This window comes from Streptomyces sp. HPF1205 (genome assembly GCF_020400825.1).
Classification (GTDB): domain Bacteria; phylum Actinomycetota; class Actinomycetes; order Streptomycetales; family Streptomycetaceae; genus Actinacidiphila.
Window position 1 is genome coordinate 42,378 of record NZ_JAINVH010000042.1, and the last position, 17,589, is coordinate 59,966.

Annotated in this window: 14 protein-coding genes; 5 read left to right on the forward strand and 9 right to left on the reverse strand. The window is 73.9% G+C overall.

From position 1 onward, the window contains the following. Window positions 1-40: 40 nt before the first annotated feature. The 4 genes from K7G61_RS31910 to K7G61_RS31925 form a co-directional block, all read right to left on the reverse strand. Complete coding sequence (locus K7G61_RS31910; protein ID WP_225850572.1) at window positions 41-1,123, reverse strand: DMT family transporter; 1,083 nt, start codon at window positions 1,121-1,123, stop codon at window positions 41-43. Window positions 1,124-1,154: 31 nt separating this feature from the next. Then, window positions 1,155-1,709, reverse strand: coding sequence for a Clp protease N-terminal domain-containing protein (locus K7G61_RS31915; RefSeq protein ID WP_374204313.1), 555 nt, complete (start codon window positions 1,707-1,709; stop codon window positions 1,155-1,157). A 109-nt stretch (window positions 1,710-1,818) separates the two neighbouring features. Beyond that, window positions 1,819-2,523 carry a pyridoxal 5'-phosphate synthase gene (locus tag K7G61_RS31920; protein WP_225850574.1) on the reverse strand — a complete coding sequence of 235 codons (705 nt, stop codon included), beginning with the start codon at window positions 2,521-2,523 and terminating at the stop codon, window positions 1,819-1,821. A gap of 210 nt (window positions 2,524-2,733) precedes the next feature. Beyond that, window positions 2,734-5,058, reverse strand: a complete 2,325-nt coding sequence (locus K7G61_RS31925; RefSeq protein ID WP_225850575.1) for a glycoside hydrolase family 3 N-terminal domain-containing protein — start codon at window positions 5,056-5,058, stop codon at window positions 2,734-2,736. Between the two features lie 182 nt (window positions 5,059-5,240). On the opposite strand from K7G61_RS31925, the gene K7G61_RS31930 reads away from it, so the two are divergent. After that, the gene (locus K7G61_RS31930; RefSeq protein ID WP_225850577.1) at window positions 5,241-6,263 is read left to right on the forward strand and encodes a LacI family DNA-binding transcriptional regulator; all 1,023 of its coding nucleotides are present in this window, start codon (window positions 5,241-5,243) and stop codon (window positions 6,261-6,263) included. Between the two features lie 79 nt (window positions 6,264-6,342). On the opposite strand, the gene K7G61_RS31935 is transcribed toward K7G61_RS31930, so the two are convergent. After that, window positions 6,343-6,969, reverse strand: coding sequence for a PadR family transcriptional regulator (locus tag K7G61_RS31935; protein WP_225850579.1), 627 nt, complete (start codon window positions 6,967-6,969; stop codon window positions 6,343-6,345). Between the two features lie 267 nt (window positions 6,970-7,236). On the opposite strand from K7G61_RS31935, the gene K7G61_RS31940 reads away from it, so the two are divergent. Continuing rightward, a complete protein-coding gene (locus tag K7G61_RS31940) occupies window positions 7,237-7,992 on the forward strand; it encodes a helix-turn-helix transcriptional regulator (RefSeq protein WP_225850580.1) in 756 nt (251 codons plus the stop codon). Between the two features lie 245 nt (window positions 7,993-8,237). On the opposite strand, the gene K7G61_RS31945 is transcribed toward K7G61_RS31940, so the two are convergent. After that, window positions 8,238-9,305 carry a methyltransferase domain-containing protein gene (locus K7G61_RS31945; RefSeq protein ID WP_225850582.1) on the reverse strand — a complete coding sequence of 356 codons (1,068 nt, stop codon included), beginning with the start codon at window positions 9,303-9,305 and terminating at the stop codon, window positions 8,238-8,240. Window positions 9,306-9,575: 270 nt separating this feature from the next. Here K7G61_RS31945 and K7G61_RS31950 point away from each other — a divergent pair, with 270 nt between their 5' ends. After that, window positions 9,576-10,397, forward strand: coding sequence for a PhzF family phenazine biosynthesis protein (locus tag K7G61_RS31950; protein ID WP_225850583.1), 822 nt, complete (start codon window positions 9,576-9,578; stop codon window positions 10,395-10,397). A 49-nt stretch (window positions 10,398-10,446) separates the two neighbouring features. Here the strand turns inward: K7G61_RS31950 and K7G61_RS31955 are convergent, their stop codons facing one another. Together K7G61_RS31955 and K7G61_RS31960 are read right to left on the reverse strand one after the other, a co-directional pair. Continuing rightward, on the reverse strand, window positions 10,447-11,232 hold the full coding sequence (locus tag K7G61_RS31955; RefSeq protein WP_225850584.1) for a CPBP family intramembrane glutamic endopeptidase: 786 nt from the start codon (window positions 11,230-11,232) through the stop codon (window positions 10,447-10,449). Between the two features lie 131 nt (window positions 11,233-11,363). Next, the gene (locus tag K7G61_RS31960; protein WP_225850586.1) at window positions 11,364-12,854 is read right to left on the reverse strand and encodes a glutamate-cysteine ligase family protein; all 1,491 of its coding nucleotides are present in this window, start codon (window positions 12,852-12,854) and stop codon (window positions 11,364-11,366) included. 463 nt (window positions 12,855-13,317) lie between these two features. Here K7G61_RS31960 and K7G61_RS31965 point away from each other — a divergent pair, with 463 nt between their 5' ends. Both K7G61_RS31965 and K7G61_RS31970 read left to right on the forward strand, forming a co-directional pair. Further along, window positions 13,318-13,905 carry a hypothetical protein gene (locus K7G61_RS31965; RefSeq protein WP_225850587.1) on the forward strand — a complete coding sequence of 196 codons (588 nt, stop codon included), beginning with the start codon at window positions 13,318-13,320 and terminating at the stop codon, window positions 13,903-13,905. Between the two features lie 284 nt (window positions 13,906-14,189). Further along, a complete protein-coding gene (locus K7G61_RS31970) occupies window positions 14,190-14,396 on the forward strand; it encodes a DUF5999 family protein (RefSeq protein WP_308190769.1) in 207 nt (68 codons plus the stop codon). Between the two features lie 151 nt (window positions 14,397-14,547). Here the strand turns inward: K7G61_RS31970 and gcvP are convergent, their stop codons facing one another. Next, entirely contained in the window at window positions 14,548-17,463 is a 2,916-nt protein-coding gene (gene gcvP / locus K7G61_RS31975; RefSeq protein ID WP_225850590.1) for an aminomethyl-transferring glycine dehydrogenase, read from the reverse strand. Window positions 17,464-17,589 lie beyond the last annotated feature (126 nt).

Genomic DNA, 17,589 nt, shown 5'->3' on the forward strand with positions numbered 1-17,589 from the left:
GCCCGCGTGGGCGCTCGTTCCGCCCGGACCGCGGCGGTTTCTACGGGGCCGCTCCCGCTGCCCCGCTGTCCGCCGGGCGGGGGCCCGGCGGCCCGGGCTCCGGGCCGCCGCCAGGCGTCGCGATGCCCCCGGCACCGGGCAGTGCCTCCGCCGCGGAGCGCGCGACCGTCCTGGGCGCCGACGACGAGGACGCGGACGCGGACGCGGTCTGCGCCACGAACGCGCCGGCCAGCACGAGCAGTCCGCCCAGGATCTGGGCGAGGCCCAGGTGTTCGCCGAGCAGGACCCACGCGAGCACGGTGCCGACCACCGCCTCGACGCAGGCGACGACGCCCGCGACCTGCGGGGTGAGCCGCCGGACGGCGACCACACCGGTGAGGTAGGCGACGACGGTGCAGACCAGGACGAGCCAGCCGACCAGGAGCGGCGCCGGCACGTCGCGGCCGCCGAGCGCCGCCTGGTGGGTCACGGTGTGCCAGGGGATCCGCCAGGGCCTGGCGAGGGCGGTGAGCACGACGGCGCCGACCAGCAGACCGTGGGCGATGACCGCGACGGGATCGGGCGCCTCGTCCTCCTGGGCGCCGTGGTCGGCGAGGACGAAGTAGGCGACCTGGCAGCAGGCGGCGCCGAAGGCGAAGAGCAGCCCGAGCGGATCGAAGGCCGACCCCGACCAGATCTGGACGACGCTCGCCATGCCGGTGACGGCCAGCACCACGCCGGCGGCCGCGGCGGGGCTGACCGGCCGGCGCTGCACGAACCTGACCCAGCCCAGCAGCAGTGCGGGCCCGAGGTATTCCACCAGGATGGCCACGCCGACGGGGACGCGGGCGATGGCCGCGAAGTACAGCCCCTGGCACCCGGCGACGCCGAGCAGTCCGAAGCCGAGGACGAGGCCGGGCCGGAGCCTGGGAAGTGTGCGGTGCCGCAGGGCCACCGGCAGCAGGACGAGCGCCGCGCCCGTGACCCGCATCCACACCACGGACAGCGGGTCGGGACCGGCCTCGATCAGCGGCTTGGCCACGACTCCTGAGCCGCCGAAGGCGACCGCCGACGCCAGGGCGAGCCCGAGGCCCGCCCGTTCCCGGCCACCGGCCGGCCGCTCCTGTGCCCGGCTCGTTCGCATCAGGTCATGATGCCAAGCCGCGACAGTACCGTCACCCCCGATAGCGGCTGACATCCCCGGGGCCGCCCGGGGCCGGCTCGATGCCCGCGGCCCGCAGTACCTCCACCGCCCGGCACTTCGGGTCGGCGGCGAGCGCGTGCAGGAGGTCGATGCCGTCGGCCCGGGCACGGCCGTGCCGCCTGGCGCCGGCCATGGCGGCGCGCACGGCTGCGGCCGCCGCGGGGCTCCAGCCGGGCGCGGCGCCCGTCACGGCGGGCAGCGAACCCGAGTCCTCCACGGACCCCGACCACCGCAGCCCGTAGCCGATGCTGCGCTGGACGAGGTAGCCGAGCACCCGGGCGATCCGGCCGGTGCCGGCGTCGCACGCCTCGCGGGCCGCCGGATCGCGCTCCAGCAGCGAGTGCAGCAGATGGGCGGTGTCGACCTGCCGGTCGCCGTCGCGGGTGGCGCGCCGCCGCGCGTCCGCCGCCACGGCGCGCACCTCTACCGTGAGCCGCGGGTCGTCCGCCAGGTGGTTCGGATCGGGCAGGGGGGCCGGGTCGGACAGGTCGTCCGGGTGGGGCGGCGGTCGGCTGCTGCTGTACACGGCCTCCACCCCATCAGACGGCGGCCGGTCCGCGCATCGGCTGAGCGGGGCATGTTCGCCTCCCCCCGGGGAAGGGCGGGACCGCGCCCGTCTCCTCCCCGGGGATGAGTCATGGCCACAGCAACGTCCGGGTCCAGGCCCGGCCCTCGCGGACGTACCGCACCCGGGTGTGGAAGGGGTCGGCGCGTCCCTGGAAGAACTCCGCCTCCCGCGCGCGCAGCCGGTAGACGGTGTGCGTGTCCGGTACCCGGTCGGGCTCGGCGGCCACCAGCGCGCGGGCGGCCCGGAAGGCGCGGTCGTACTCCTGTGTTCCGGTCAGGGGCTCGCTGACGGTGCCGGTGAAGGCCGCCGCCCTGGCCGCCTCGCTGCGGCCGAGGAAGTCCCGGCGGACGGCGTCCTCGCCCAGCGCCGTCACCGGTCCTGCCATCCGGATCTGCCTGCCGTGCGCGGGCCAGTACCAGGTCAGCGCGGCGCGTGCGTTGGCCGCCAGGTCGCGGCCCTTGCGGGCGCGGGCGTCGGAGGCGAAGACGAAGGCGCAGTCGGCGCTGTCGATGCCGCGCAGGATGAGCACCCGGGCGCTGGGCTCGCCGTCCGCGTCCGCCGTACTGAGCGTCATGGTCTGCGGCTCGGGCACACCCGCTTCCAGGGCGTCGGTGAGCCATGCCGCGAACAGCGGGCCCGGGCTGTCCGGTGCCGCCGCCGGGTCGAACTCCGGCAGCGGCCCGGCCAGCACGGGCGCGGCCCGCAGCCGCGCCAGCAGTTCCTCGTCGCCGGGAACCGCGTCGCCGGACCGCGTACCTCCGTGTGCGTGCATTTCTCTCCGCCTCCCGAACCGCGCCTTCGCGCCCTCACGCCCTCGGCACCTCGGCACCTCGCTGCTTCACGCCGGCCGCACCGCCGCACCGCCCCAGCCGTACCACCCCCGGCCGCCCCCGCGCGAACGCGCCGGGCCGCGGACGGCTGTCCACCGTCCGCGGCCCGGCGTGCGGTCCTGGGCTGCCAGGAGCCGCGAAGGTCCGAAGGTTCAGCGCACGGTCACCGTCGTGGTCCGGTCGCCCGCCTTGAACACGTAGTCGCCGGTCTCCACCTGCTGCCTGCCGGCCCCGTCGAGGTCGCCGGGGGTGACGGCGAGGACGCTCGGCGGCACCTTGAGCGTGACGGTACGGGACTGCCCGGCCGCCAGGTGCACCCTGGTGAAGGCGACGAGCTTGGTGGGCGGCGCCAGCACGTCGGAGCTGGGCCGGGACACGTAGACGGGCACGACCATGTCGCCGTCCCTGGAACCGGTGTCGGACACGGTCACCTTGAGGTCGATGGTGCTGTGCGTGCCCGCCGTGGCCGAACCCGCGGCAACGGAGTCGACGGCGTAGTCGGTGTACGACAGGCCCGCGCCGAAGGGGTAGTCGGCGGCGTAGGAGGACTCCGGGCCGCTGTTGGTGCCCGGCAGCTGCTGGTAGTACATGGGCTCGTCGCCGATGTCCTTGGGCCAGGAGACGCTCAGCCTGCCGCTGGGGTTGACCTTGCCGAACAGGACGTCGGCGACGGCGTGTCCGCCCTCGGCGCCGGGCAGCCAGGACATCAGCAGGCCCTGGGTTCCGTCGGCGTCGCCGAGCACCAGGGGCCGCCCGGCGATCACCACGGTGACCACGGGCTTCCCGGTGGCCTTCAGCGATTTCACCAGCGCCTGCTGGTCGGCGGACAGTTCGGGCCGCGGGGAGTCCGCGGCGCCCTCGGCCGCGGCCTTCTCGCCGACCACCACGACCGTGAGGTCGGCGTCCTTCGCCTGTGCGACGGCGTCGTCGGCGGTTTTGGCCTGCACGACCTGGGTCCCCGCGGGCGCCGCCTCCTTGATGCCCTGCAGCACGGTGGTACCGGGGATCTTCACCCCGTCGGGCACCCCCTGCCAGCCGATCGTCCAGCCGCCGGCCTGGTCGTTGAGGTCGTCCGCGTAGGAGCCGGCGACGACGATCTTCTTGGCGGACGACGGGACCGGCAGCACGCCCCCGTCGTTGCGCAGCAGCACCTGGGACTCGTCGGCGGCCCTGCGCGCCACCGAGGTGTCGGCGCCGAGCACCGCGGCGTCGGCCTTGGAGGCGTCCACGTAGGGGTGTTCGAACAGGCCGAGTTCGAACTTCAGCCGCAGGATGCGCTCCACGGACTGGTCGATGCGCTTGACGGAGACCAGGCCGCGGTCGACGGCGGCCTTGAGCCCGTCGCTCCACCCCTGCGCGTCGTACGGCTCCATGGCCATGTCCAGACCGGCGTTGACGGCCTTGGCGATGGCCTCGGGGTAGTCGGCGGCGATGTGGTACGAGGTCTGCAGCGCGCGCACGTCCTGCCAGTCGCTGACCACCACGCCCTGGAAGCCCCACTGCCGGCGCAGCACGTCGGTCAGCAGGTAGTGGGAGGCGGTCGCCGGGATCCCGTTGACCGCGCCGGAGTTGACCATGACGGTGTCGGCCCCGGCCCGCACGGCCGCCTTGTACGAGGGCAGCAGGGTGTCCTGGAGGTAGCGCATGGAGACGTCCGCCGGGACCCGGTCGTGGCCGTTGGACGGCTCGGAGTACCCGGCGAAGTGCTTGACGGTGGCCGCGACGTTCTTGGCGCCGCCGGCGTGCTGGATGCCCTTGACGGCCGATGCGGCGAGGGTGCCGGCGAGCAGCGGGTCCTCGCCGTACGTCTCGTAGTAGCGGCCCCAGCGCTGGTCGCGGGAGGGGTCGGCGACGGGGGCGAAGTTCCAGTCGATGCCGGTGGCGGCGACCGCGCGGGCGGCGGAGGCGCCCACGTCGCCGGCCACCGCCGGGTCCCAGGTGGCGCCCAGGCCGATCTCCTGCGGGAAGATCGTGGCGCCGAGCACGTTGTTGTGGCCGTGGACGGCGTCCACACCGTAGAGCACGGGTATGTGCAGCCGGGAGTGCTCCACGGCGTACTTCTGCACGGTGTTGACCATGGTCGCCCAGTTCGCGGGCGTGTTGACCGCCGGGCCCGCCCCGCCGCCGGACAGGATCGACCCGGCCGCGTTGTCCTCCAGCACCGTCTTCATGCACGAGGGCGTGAAGTCGCCGCCGCTCCACTGGCAGTCGCCCTGCATCCGCACCACGGAGATCTGGTCCATCTGACCGATCTTCTCCGCGAGGGTCATCCGCTTCAGCAGGTCGTGGACGCGCAGGTCCAGCGGGGCGTTGGGGTTGGTGTACGTGGGGTTGTCCCCCGCCTGGGCGGGGACCGCGGCCACGGCCGCCACGCAGGCGGCCGCAACGGCGAAGGCGAGCAGGCCCTTGAGCGGCAGGTCGCGCCGGCCGGGGCGGCTCGCGGGGCGTCTGATGAATCGTCGTACGTTCGCAGGCATCGGGGGACTCCCGTCCCGGTCGGGGTCCCGCGCGGGGACCGGCTGCCGTAAGCGTTTCCGATCGGCGGGAAGTCTCTCCTTGCCGTCACTGATCGTCAAGACTGTACGCACGCGGCGTTGGTGCGGCACGCTTTGTGCCACGTCCGCCCGTTCCGTATCCGCTCGCGAAGAACAGGTCGCCAGTGAACATCCGTGAACTCGCCCGCCGCAGCGGCGTCTCGACCGCCACCGTGTCACGTGCGCTCAACGGCCGGGCCGAGGTCAGCGAGGCCACCCGGGCCCGCATCAGGCGACTGGCCAGCGAGTTGGGATACGCCCCGAACGAGCCGGCCCGCACCCTGGTCAGGCGGCGGTCCGACACGATCGGCCTGATCTGGGACAGCCGTCAGGAGTCGCGCGGCCTGCACAACCCCTTCCTGCTCGGCATGCTCAGCGCGGTGCGCACCGCGCTGTCGGAGGCCGACTACCACTTGATGGTGCTGACCACGCCGGGCGAGGAGGATCCCGACAGCGCCTACCTGCGGGCGGTGCGGCGGCACAACCTGGAGGGCGTGATAGTGCTGACCATGCCGTCCGACGACCGCTGCCTGCGCTCGCTTGCGGACTCCGAGGTGCCGTGCGCGGGCATCGACACGGCCTTCACCGGGCCCCGTACGGTCCGGGTCAGCTCGGACAACGCGGCGGGCGCGCAGGCCGCGGTGGAGCACCTGCACGCGCTGGGCCACCGCAGGATCGCCACGATCACCGGGCCGCCGCACCTGCCGCCGGCCTTCGAGCGGCTGGCCGGTTTCCGCCGGGCCTGCGAGAGGCTCGGCCTGAGGCTGCCCGAGGAGTACGTGGCGCGGGGCGACTTCTTCATGGACAGCGGCGAGCGCGCGGCCCGGGAACTGCTGGCGCTGCGGCGACCGCCGACCGCGATCTTCGCGGCCGGCGACCAGATGGCGATCGGCGCGCTGCACGCGGCGGCCGACGCGGGCCTGGCGGTGCCGCGCGACCTGGCGGTGGTGGGCTTCGACGACATAGACGCGGCGGCGCTGGTGCGGCCGGCGCTGACCACGGTGGCGCAGGACCAGCGCGCGCTGGGCGAGGCGGCGGTAGCGGCGCTGCGCGAGATGCTCGACGCGGGCCCGGCCGGGCCGAAGCGGCCGGCCGAGCCCCGCATCGTCCCCACCCGTCTGATCGTCCGCGGGTCGACCGGGGTGTGACCGGTCCGCCCGCGGCTCGCGCGGGCACCGGTGGCCGCGGCACCGCGCGCTCGACCGCGGGCGGACCGGCCGGGTCCGGTCAGTTCGCGCCCTTGCCGCCGCCCGGCGTGTCCTCGTCCGCGAGGATCAGGTAGAGCTTCTTGCGGGCTTCGTTGACCACCGCCAGCGCCTTGTCGCGCTGTTCGGGGGTGCCGGTCGCCCAGACCTGGCGGAACGCCTCGGCCAGACCGCCGCCCGCCTTCCTGATCTCGTTGAGGGCGTCCCAGTCGACGCCCCGGCCGGCGTCCTGCCAGGGGGCCTCGGGGCCCGCCTCGGCCTCGGCGCGTCCGGCCTCGGTGAGGGTGAAGAGCTTTTTGCCGCCCTCGCTGGCGCTGCTGATCAGCCCCTCGTCCTCCAGCAGCTGGAGCGTGGGGTAGACCGAGCCGGGGCTCGGGCGCCACGCGCCGCCGCTGCGGTCGGCGATTTCCTGGATCATCTCGTAACCGTGCATCGGGCGGTCCTTGAGCAGCGCCAGGATCGACGCGCGCACGTCGCCGCGCCGGGCCCGGCCGCCGGGTCCGCCCCGGCCGCGGCCGCCGGGCCCCCAGGGCCCGCCCGCCCACGGCGGTCCGAACGCCCCGAAGGCTGCTCGCAGCCGTTCGTAGTCGCCCCACCCGTGGTGGCCGGGGCCGCAGTGTCCCTGATGTCCGAAACCTGGGGAACGCATGATGTCGCTCCTTCCATCGTTGACCTTTCGCGACACTTCGACGATATATCGGAGGCAGTCGCGTGACAAGGGCGTACCGACACCGCCCGCGGTCGCACCCGCCGCTTCGCCGACCACCGGCGGCGGACGGCTCCGGCGGGGCCGGCGCGACCGCGGGCGGCGGGGCGTTCCGGCAGATGGCCGCATGTCGCGGCATGCAGTGGTATATGCCGTTCGGTGCCATTGGGTCCCTTGACCGCCCGCCGCGCGCCGGACCACGCTGGAGGCATGACCACGGCCGCGCAGGCGGCGCTGCGGCGAGTGCTCGCCGTCTTCGACCTGCTGATCGACGCCGTCGACGAGGACTCGCTCGTACCGGCGCTGCTTCCGCTGCTGCTGCGGGCGCTGCCGGGCGACAGCATCGCGTGGACCGCCCGCCCGGGACCGGCCGGTCCCCTGACGCTGCCGGCCGGACTCGTGGACCGCGACCGTCTCGCGGCCTTCGCGCGGGGCGCCGGGCAGGACCCGCTGGTCCGGCACACCAGCGCCGGGCCCGGCACCCCGGTCCGCCGCTCCGACCTGCAAAGCCGCCGCGAGTTCAAGGCGCTTGCCGTGTACGGGGAGGTGTACCGGCCGCTGGGCGCCGAGCACCAGTTGGCGATGTCCTTCCCCGCCGGCCGGCCGACGGGGAAGGACCGGCGGGTCTGCGTGTGCGTCAACCGCGCCTCGGGCGACTTCCCCGACGCCGACGTGGAGACCGCCGCGATGCTCCGGGGCCGGCTGGGCCACGCCCTGGGCCGGCTGGCCCGCCCGGCACGGGCCCTGCCCCCGTCCGCTCCGGCCGTCCTCGGAGCGCTCACCCGGCGCGAGGCCGCCGTCCTGGGCCTGCTCGCGGACGGCCTGTCCAACGACCAGATCGCCCACCGCCTGGCCATCAGCCCTCGTACGGTCGACAAGCATCTGGAGCACGCCTACCCCAAGCTCCACGTCAAAGGCAGGGTGGAGGCGGCCAACGCCTGGCTGGCGGCCTCCGGCGCCGGGTGAGCGGTCACCGCGGCCCCCGGACACTGTTCCCGCCGAGGGCCCTTCCCGCCGAGGGCCTTTTCCGCCGAGTGCCTTGTCCGCACCCTCCCGCCGCGCCGCCGCCCGCCGTACGAACCGCGCCGCCGCCCGCCCTACGCCGCCCGCCGTACGCAGAACCGTGCCGCCGCCCGGGCCGGGGGCCCTCCGGAGCCGGGCGGCGGTGACGGTCCCCCAGGGTCAGCCGAATCCTGCGCCCGCCGCCTCCGTCAGCGGGCGAGCGCGTACACCCGGTTGACGGGGCTCTCGGCGGCCAGCGTCCAGTGGTGGAAACCGGCGCGGTCGGCGATCTTCCGCATCGCGTCCTCGCCCGCGTGGTTGCCCAGCGCCTCGGGCCCCGGCTCGGCGAGGGCGGCGGGCAGGCAGACCGCGACGGACGCGGCGGTCAGGCCGCGGCCGACCGGGTTGGCGTTCGCCTCGACGTCCGCCGAGACGTTCGGCTCGACCAGCATGCAGGTGCCGCCCTCGGCCAGCGCGTGCTCGGTCCTGGCCAGCGCGCCGCCCGGATCGCTCATGTCGTGCAGGCAGTCGAAGAACGTGACGAGGTCGAAGCCCTCGCCGGGGAAGTCCTGAGCGGTCGCCACGTCGAACTCCACCCGGTCGCTGACCCCTTGCTCCGCGGCGATGCCGCGGGCTGCCTCGATCGAGGGCCGGTGGAAGTCGAAGCCGTGGAACACCGACCGGGGGAAGGCCTCGGCCATCAGCAGCGTCGAGTAGCCGTAGCCGCAGCCGATGTCGGCCACCTTCGCGCCCCGCTCCAGCTTCTCGGTCATCCCCTCGATCGACGCCAGCCATTCCGGGACGAGCGAGGCCGCGTAACCGGGGCGGAAGAACTTCGCGGTGCCCTCGAACAGCGCCGGGCCGTGCTCGCCCCAGCCGACCCCGGTGCCGGTGCGGAAGGCGTCCATCAGCGCGTTCTCGCTGCCGTACAGCGCCTGCAGCATGGTGAACATGCCCGCGGCGTACGTCGGCGCGTTCGGGTCGGACAGGACGGCGGCGTGCTCGTCGCCCAACTCGTAGCGGTCGCCGTCCGGATGGTGCGTGACGTACCCGTTCGCCACCTGGGCGGCCAGCCACTCGCGGACGTACCGCTCGTCCAGCCCGGTCCTGGCCGCCAGGTCCGCCGAGGACAGCGGTCCCGCGCCGGCCATCGCCGCGTAGATCCCGAGCCGGTCGCCGAGCGAGGTGCACAATCCGGCGATCGCGGCGGCCCCGTCGGTGATGACCTGCTCCAGGAACTGCATGACCTTGTCCTGGTCGACCTCGGCTGCGGTCATGGTGCTCGCCTCCTCGTCTCCACTCCCACGGGACCAAGCGGGGGGCCGAGCGGGCAATACGGTATTCCCCGTACGTCCGTCCGTGCCCGGCGGGCGGCACGCCCGACCGCGGAGCCGGCCGCGCACGCCCGGCCGCGGGACCGGCCGGAGCGGGCGCACGCGGACTCGCGGTGGGGAAACGTCCCCATCGCGCGGTCGCCACCCCGGCGCGGGCGGCGACGGCCCGCCCGCGCCCTCCTCCAGGGCCCGGTCATCACCTACGCTCACCGCATGCGGATCCGTATCGTCGACGCCTTCACCGACCGGCCCTTCGCGGGCAACCCCGCCGGTGTGCTTCTGCTCGATTCCGGCGCGTTCCCGGCCGACTCCTGGATGCAGCGGGTGGCCGCCGAGATGAACCTGTCCGAGACCGCGTTCGCCCACCGGCTCACCGGTGCCGAGGACGCCGACTGGGCGCTGCGCTGGTTCACCCCGGCCACCGAGGTGCGGCTGTGCGGGCACGCCACGCTGGCGACCGCGCACGTGCTGCGCACCACGGGGGCGGCGCGGGGCACGATCAGGTTCCGCACGAAGGAAGCCGGGGTGCTGTCGGCGACGGCGTCCGGCGACGGCACGATCACCCTGGACTTCCCCCGCGCGCCGCTGAGCCCGGCGCCGGTGCCCGAGGGCCTGGCCGCCGCGCTCGGCGCCGAGCCGGTCACCGTCCTGGACACCGGGCCCGACCTCGGCGACCTGCTGGTGGAGGTCGCCGACGAAGGCACGGTACGCGGCCTCGCGCCGGACTTCGCCGCCCTGGCCCGGGTCTCGCACCGCGGGGTGATCGCCACCGCGGCGGCCGACCCCGGCGGAGCGTACGACTTCGTCTCGCGCGGCTTCTTCCCCGGCGTCGGCGTCGACGAGGACCCGGTGACCGGCAGCGCCCACACCGCGCTGGCGCCGTTCTGGTCGGACCGGCTGGGCCGCGAGGCACTCACCGGCCTGCAGGTCTCCGCCCGTACGGGGTCGGTCGCCACCCGGCTCAGCGGTGACCGGGTGCTGCTGACGGGGTCGGCGGTGACCGTCGTGGACGGCGAGCTGCACGCGGTTCCGTAAGGCACCGCGCGAGCCGGGTGCCATGGGGGCCGCGCGGCCGGGCCGGGGGTCAGCCCGTGGGCAGCCACCCGACCTTCCCGGCCAGCAGCGCGTATCCCACGAACGCCACCGTGTCGATGAGCGCGTGCGCGGCCACCATCGGGCCGACCCGCCCCCAGCGCCGGTAGAGCAGCACGAAGACCACCCCCATCGCCATGTTGCCGAAGAAGCCGCCGAGTCCCTGGTAGAGGTGGTACGAGCCGCGCACCACGGCGCTCGCGGCCAGGGCGGCGTTGGCCGACCAGCCGAGCTGGTCCAGCCGGCGCAGCAGGTAGCCGAGGACGATCACCTCTTCCAGCACCGCGTTCTGCACGGCCGAGGCGATCAGTACCGGGATCTTCCACCACACGTCCGGCAGCGACTCGGGTACGACGGTGAGGTTGAAGCCCGCCGCCCGTACGCCGAGGTAGAAGGCGAGCCCCGTGCCGCCGATGACGGCCGCGACCGCCGCGCCCCGGGCCAGGTCGCGGCGGGGAGCGGTGAGGTCGAAGCCGAGGGCGCCCATCCCCACCCTCTCGCGCGCCAGCAGGTGCGCCACGAGCGCGACCGGCGCCAGCGCCGTGGCGATGTAGAAGAGCTGCCAGGCCAGGTCCAGCCAGGGCCGGTGGGGCGCGTAGGAGCCGACGAGCGTGGCCGCCTGGTTCTTCAGCGCGCCGGGCCGCGTCACCGAGCCGATGAAGCTGATGACCGCCGAGACCCCGCTGGCACCCAGCGACAGCGCGAGGACGACGAGGGTCTCGCTGCGCAGGGTGCGCGTCTCCAGCGGCGCCTCCACCTCGTACGGCTCTGTCTGCACGCGGTCCTCCGGTTGCGTCGTCCCGCGTCGGCGCCGGGCGCGCACGAGGGGTCCTCCGTAAAAGATACGAAGATCGTGCGCGGCGCCCCGGTGCCACCCCCGGGCGCGGCCGGGTCGGGCGACGCCGGGGGTCAGTTCAACGGCCAGGTGTGGACCGGGGCGCCGTCGCGCATGTGCTCGCGGTAACGCCGCGTCATGGCGGCCAGCGCGGACCTGCGGTCGCTGCCGCGCCCGAGGGTGTCGTGGAAGACGGCGGCCTGCCATTCCGCGCCGTTGCGCCGGCGGCGGCAGCGCTCCTCGACGATGCCCAGGTACAGGTCGCGGTCGGCCGGCTCGACGCCCCAGGCGTCCAGGCCCGCGGCCGCGAGCGGCAGCAGTTCCTCGCGCACCAGGTCGGCGGCCGGCACCTCCGCGAGGGCCGCGCCGCGGCCGCGCGGCCAGTGCAGCACGGCGTTGATGCCGTCCCGGCAGGCGGTGTCGAAGTTGGCGGCGGCCGCGCCGAAGGGGAGGCGGTGCCAGACCGGGCGGGGCGCCTGGGCGAGGGCGCGCACCAGCCCGTAGTAGAAGGCGGCATTGGCGAGGACGTCGGCGACGGTGGGCCCGGCCGGCATCACCCGGTTCTCCACCCGCAGGTGCGGGACGCCGTCCACCACCTCGTACACCGGCCGGTTCCAGCGGTAGATCGTGCCGTTGTGCAGGGTCAGTTCGCGCAGCCGCGGTATCCCCCCGTCGTCCAGCACCTTCAGCGGGTCCTCGTCGTCGCAGATCGGCAGCAGCGAGGGGTAGTAGCGGACGTTCTCGGCGAACAGGTCGGCCGCGGAGTCGATCCAGCGCTCGCCGAACCAGGCCAGCGGCCGGACGCCCTGGGCCCGCAACTCCTGCGGGCGGGTGTCGGTGGCCTGCTGGAACAGCAGCGGGCGGGTCTCGCGCCACAATTCCCGGCCGAACAGGAACGGCGAATTGGCGCCGACGGCGATCTGCGGTCCGGCCAGCACCTGCGCGGCGTTCCACACGGCCGCGAAACGCCCGGGGGTGACCTGCAGGTGCATTTGCATCGAGGTGCAGGCCGCCTCGGGGGCGATGGACTGCGAGGTGTAGACGAGGTGCTCGACGCCCTCGATGTCCAGGGCGATGTCCTCGCCGCGCATGGCGAGGATCCGCTCGTTGAGCAGGGTGTACCGGTCGGCGCGCGAGAGGTTCGCCGACACCAGGTCCTGCGCCTCCAGGGTGGGCAGAATTCCGACCATGATGATGTGCGCGCCCACTTCGGCGGCCCTGCGGTCGGCATACCCCAGGCCGGTCCGCAGTTCCTCGGCGAGCCGGTCCAGTACGCGGCCGGACAGCCGGTGCGGGGCTATATTCACTTCAATGTTGAACTGAGCGAGCTCGGTCTGGAAATCACGGCTCGCGATGCGCTCCAGCACCTCTTCGTTCATCATCCGGGGCAGACCATTTGAATCCGCGAGATTCAGCTCGATCTCCAGACCCATGAGATTGCGCGGGCGGTCGAATCGCCGCTCGTCCAGCAGTCGCTCCAGCCCCAGCAGGCACTGCTGCAGCTTCTGCCGGTACATACGGCGGTCGGACGGGCCGAACCCGCTGGCGACGACCTTCTCCCCCATCCCATCCCTCCTCGCACACGTCCTCATCCAAGGATGCCCACCCGAAATGATCCATAACGCCGCGGCGGACCGGGGCGGCACGCTAGGCTTGCAGTAGTGGCTGACACGTGCATGTTCCGGCGGCACATTCCCGTGGCGAGGCGGTCGCGTAAACGTCGCGTGAATAACACCGATGGGTTCAAGCCGACCGTGGCGGGCAGTCTATTGCAGCACCCACCCGTTACCCTGCACGAATGCGGTGGACGCCCCGCGGAGAAGGGCGAATTCTCGCCTTGCGCGCAATACTGACGGCCCCTGGACGAAACACGGAACGAACACGCATCCTATAAACTCCGCGCACAAGGCAAAGGGTCCGCCCTCGCCGGACGTGCCCGAGCATGACTCCTCCCCCATGACGACGGCACTGTCCGCACCCTCCCGCATCACGTTCGTCCCGTTGTGTCTCCAAGTGAGAGGCGACATCATGCCGCTGCTTGTCCCACCAGCACCCGCTCCAGCCCTGTTGAGCGTCCTGGCGGCGCTCAGTTCGCCCACCGCGGTCAGGGAGGCCAGGACGCCCGCTCTGCGCAGCGCGGACGGGCCGCTGGACGCCGAACAGCCGCTGCCTGTCCACGTGTTCGAGCCGGCGGCGGTTCCCGGCGGACTGCCCCAGGCGCGCCTGACCGGCTGGCGGTTCCATATCAGGGCGGGTGCCCGGGTGGCGGCGGCCGGTGAGACCGTGCTGACGCCGGACGGGTGGGTGTTCTCCCGCTTCTCCGAGGGGCCCTACCTGGTCTCCACGGAGCGGGCGCTGCGGCAGGCGGAGGCGCTCCCGCAGGCGTACCAGCCGCACCTGCTGTCGGTGCCGGGCCTGTACATGCTGGCGCTGTGGCTGCACAGCCGGCCCAGGACCGACGCGGCGACCGCCCAGCCCGACCCGGCGGACCTGCTGGTGCCGCTGGCCCCGGCGCCTCCCGGCATCGCCGCGCACCGGGTGCACCGGCTGGTGGAGCTGGCGCCGGTGCTGAGCGTACGGCTGGCGCCGCCGCCGCTGCTGGGTTCCCCGGCCTGAACGGCACACCCCGAACCCCCGCCGGCGGCGATCGGCGGGGGTTCGGCGCGTCGCGGTGGGTTTCGTGGTCCGCCGCGAGGCGGCGGCAACCGCCCGGGTCGGTGACACGTCTTCCAACGGAGAGCACCACCGTGGACCGCCTGCGTGAAATGCCTGCGCGGTCGCAGCCGGGAGAGCAACACTGGGACCGGCCGCACCGGAGAACGGGGGGAAGCCAGATGTACGACTCAGGACACGCGACCGACCGCACCACTCACGACCAGCAGCGAAAGACGCCTTCGACCATGTGCACCCACCAGCCGACATGTCCCGCCGCAGACTGCTCCGACCGGGAGGCCGCCCGCCCGGTGGCCCGCCACCCGGAACAGGGCTGGAGCCTGCTGTGCAACGGGGTGCTGCTCTTCGACGACACCGGGGAGCTCCTGCCGGACGGCCGGATCATCGCGCCGCACCGCCCGATGGGCACCGGGCAGGTCACCGCGGCCGCCTGACCCGCCGGCGCGCCGTGCCCCGCACGAAGCGCCGCGTCCCGACGACCGAGCCGTTTCGAGCCGGTTCCCCCGCGTCACCGAGGGAACCGGCTTCAGCGTGTCCGCCGGACCGGCCGGGACGGCGGTCCGCCCCGGCCGCGCGGCACCGGGCTCACCCTTCGTAGGCGTCCGGCGGCGGGCAGGAGCACACCAGATTGCGGTCACCATAGGCACCGTCGATCCGGCGGACCGGCGGCCAGTATTTGTCGGTGGGCGACACCGTGCCGGGGAAGACGGCCTCGTCACGGCTGTACGGGTGGGTCCACTCACCGGCCAGCGACGCCGCCGTGTGCGGGGCGTTGCGCAGCGGGTTGTCGTCGGCCGGCCATTCCCCGGATCCGACCCGGTCGATCTCGGCGCGAATGGCGATCATCGCCTCGCAGAACCGGTCGAGCTCGGCCAGGTCCTCGCTCTCGGTGGGCTCGATCATGAGGGTCCCGGCCACCGGGAAGGACATGGTGGGGGCGTGGAACCCGTAGTCGATCAGCCGCTTGGCGATGTCGTCGACGGTGACCCCGGTCTCCTTGGCCAGCGGGCGCAGGTCGACGATGCACTCGTGGGCGACCAGGCCGCCGGGACCGGTGTAGAGCACCGGGAAGTGCGGTTCGAGCCGCTTGGCGACGTAGTTCGCGCTGAGCACGGCGATCTGCGTGGCCCGCTTGAGCCCCTCGGCGCCCATGAGCCGCACGTACGTCCAGGAGATCGGCAGGATGCCGGCCGAGCCCCAGGGCGCCGCCGAGACCGGGCCGACACCGGTCCGCGGGCCCGCCTCGCTCTGCAGCGGGTGGTTCGGCAGGTACGGGGCCAGGTGGGCGCGGACCGCGACCGGGCCGACGCCCGGGCCGCCGCCTCCGTGCGGGATGCAGAACGTCTTGTGCAGGTTCAGGTGCGACACGTCCGCGCCGAACTTCCCGGGCCGGGCCAAGCCCACCAGCGCGTTGAGGTTGGCGCCGTCCACGTAGACCTGGCCGCCGGCCTCGTGCACGGCGGCGCAGATGTCGGTGATGTTCTCCTCGAACACGCCGTGGGTGGACGGGTAGGTGACCATGAGGACGGCCAGCCGGTCGCGGTGCTCCTCGATCCTGGCATGCAGGTCGGCGAGGTCCACGTCGCCGTCCTGCCCCGTCCTGACGACCACCACCCGCATGCCTGCCATCACGGCGCTGGCGGCGTTGGTGCCGTGCGCGGAGGACGGGATGAGGCAGACGGTTCGCCCTTCCTGGCCGTTCGCCCGGTGGTAGGCGCGCACCGCGAGCAGGCCGGCGAGTTCGCCCTGGGAGCCGGCGTTGGGCTGGAGGCTGACCTTGTCGTAGCCGGTGACCGCGGCGAGCTGGTCCTCCAGGCCGCGGATCAGGGCGAGGTAGCCCTCGGCCTGGTCGATCGGCGCGAAGGGGTGCAGTGCGCCGAACTCCGGCCAGGTGACCGGCTCCATCTCGGTGGTGCCGTTGAGCTTCATCGTGCAGGAGCCGAGCGGGATCATGCCGCGGTCCAGCGCGTAGTCCCGGTCGGCGAGCCGCCGCAGGTAGCGCAGCATCGCGGTCTCGCTGCGGTGCTGGTGGAAGACCGGGTGGGTCAGGTAGGGCTCGGTCCGTGCCAGGGTGCCCGGCAGCGCCTCCCCACGGCCGTCGGCGTGCGAGGCGCCCGCGGCGATGGCGGCGTCCAGCGCCTCGATGTCGGCCTCGGCGCCGAAGGCGGCGAGCACCGCGGTGAGCTGCTCGCGGGTGGTGGTCTCGTCGCACGCGACACCGACGTGGTCGGCGTCGGTCAGGCGCAGGTTGACGCCCGCCGCTCGGGCGGCCCCGACCACGTCGGCCGCGCGCCCGGGCACACGGACGGTCAGGGTGTCGAAGAAGTGCTCGTGCACGACCTCGGCGCCCGCCGCGCGCAGGCCGGCGGCCAGCAGCGCCGCGTAGCGGTGGGTACGCCGGGCGATCCGCTCCAGGCCGTCCGGACCGTGGTAGACGGCGTACATGCCGGCCATCACGGCGAGCAGGACCTGGGCCGTACAGATGTTGCTGGTGGCCTTCTCACGGCGGATGTGCTGCTCGCGGGTCTGCAGGGCCAGCCGGTAGGCGGGGCGGCCGTCGGCGTCCAGCGACACGCCGACCAGGCGGCCGGGCAGGTTTCGGGCGTAGGAATCGCGGACGGCCATGTACCCGGCGTGCGGGCCGCCGAAGCCCATCGGCACGCCGAACCGCTGGGTGGTGCCCACCGCGATGTCCGCGCCCAGGGCGCCGGGCGAGGTCAGCACGGTCAGCGCCAGGAGGTCGGCGGCGACGGTGACGACCGCGCCCAGCGCGTGCGCCCGCTCGATCACCGGGCGCGGGTCGCGTACCTCTCCCGACGCGCCGGGGTACTGCAGGAGGACGCCGAAGACGCCGCGCTCGGCGATCTCGTCCGGGATGCCGTCACGCAGGTCGGCGACGACGATCTCGACGCCGGTGGGCTCGGCGCGGGTCCGCAGCACGGCCGTGGTCTGCGGGAAGGTGTCGGCGTCGACCAGGAAGACGCCGTCCTTGACCTTGCCGACCCGGCGCGACAGCGCCATCGCCTCGGCCGCCGCCGTCCCCTCGTCCAGCAGCGACGCGCCGGAGGTGGGCAGCCCGGTGAGGTCGGCCACCACGGTCTGGAAGTTCAGCAGCGCCTCCAGGCGGCCCTGCGAGATCTCGGGCTGGTAGGGGGTGTAGGCGGTGTACCAGGCCGGGTTCTCCATGACGTTGCGCAGGATGACCGGCGGGGTGAAGGTGCCGTAGTAGCCCAGGCCGATCATGGGGGCCAGCACCTGGTTGCGGTCGGCCAGGGCACGCAGCTCGGCGAGGACCTCGGCCTCGGTGCGGGCCGCGGGCAGGTCGAGCGCTTCTGCGCCGCGGATGCTCGCGGGCACGGCGGCGTCGGTCAGTTCGTCCAGCGAGCCGTAGCCCACGTGGGCGAGCATCTTCGCCTGGGCCTCGGCGTCGGGGCCGATGTGGCGGTGGGCGAAGGGCACCCCGGCTTCCAGCTCGGTGAGGGGAATGCGGCGATCAGTCATCTGCGGAGGCCTCCTGGTCTGCGACGACCTGCGGGGGTGCCGCGACGCGGGCACCCGGACGGCCTCCCCCTCTGTCATCGGGACCTGAGAGCTTCGCCGCCCGGTCGGGTGGCTTGCACCGTCGGT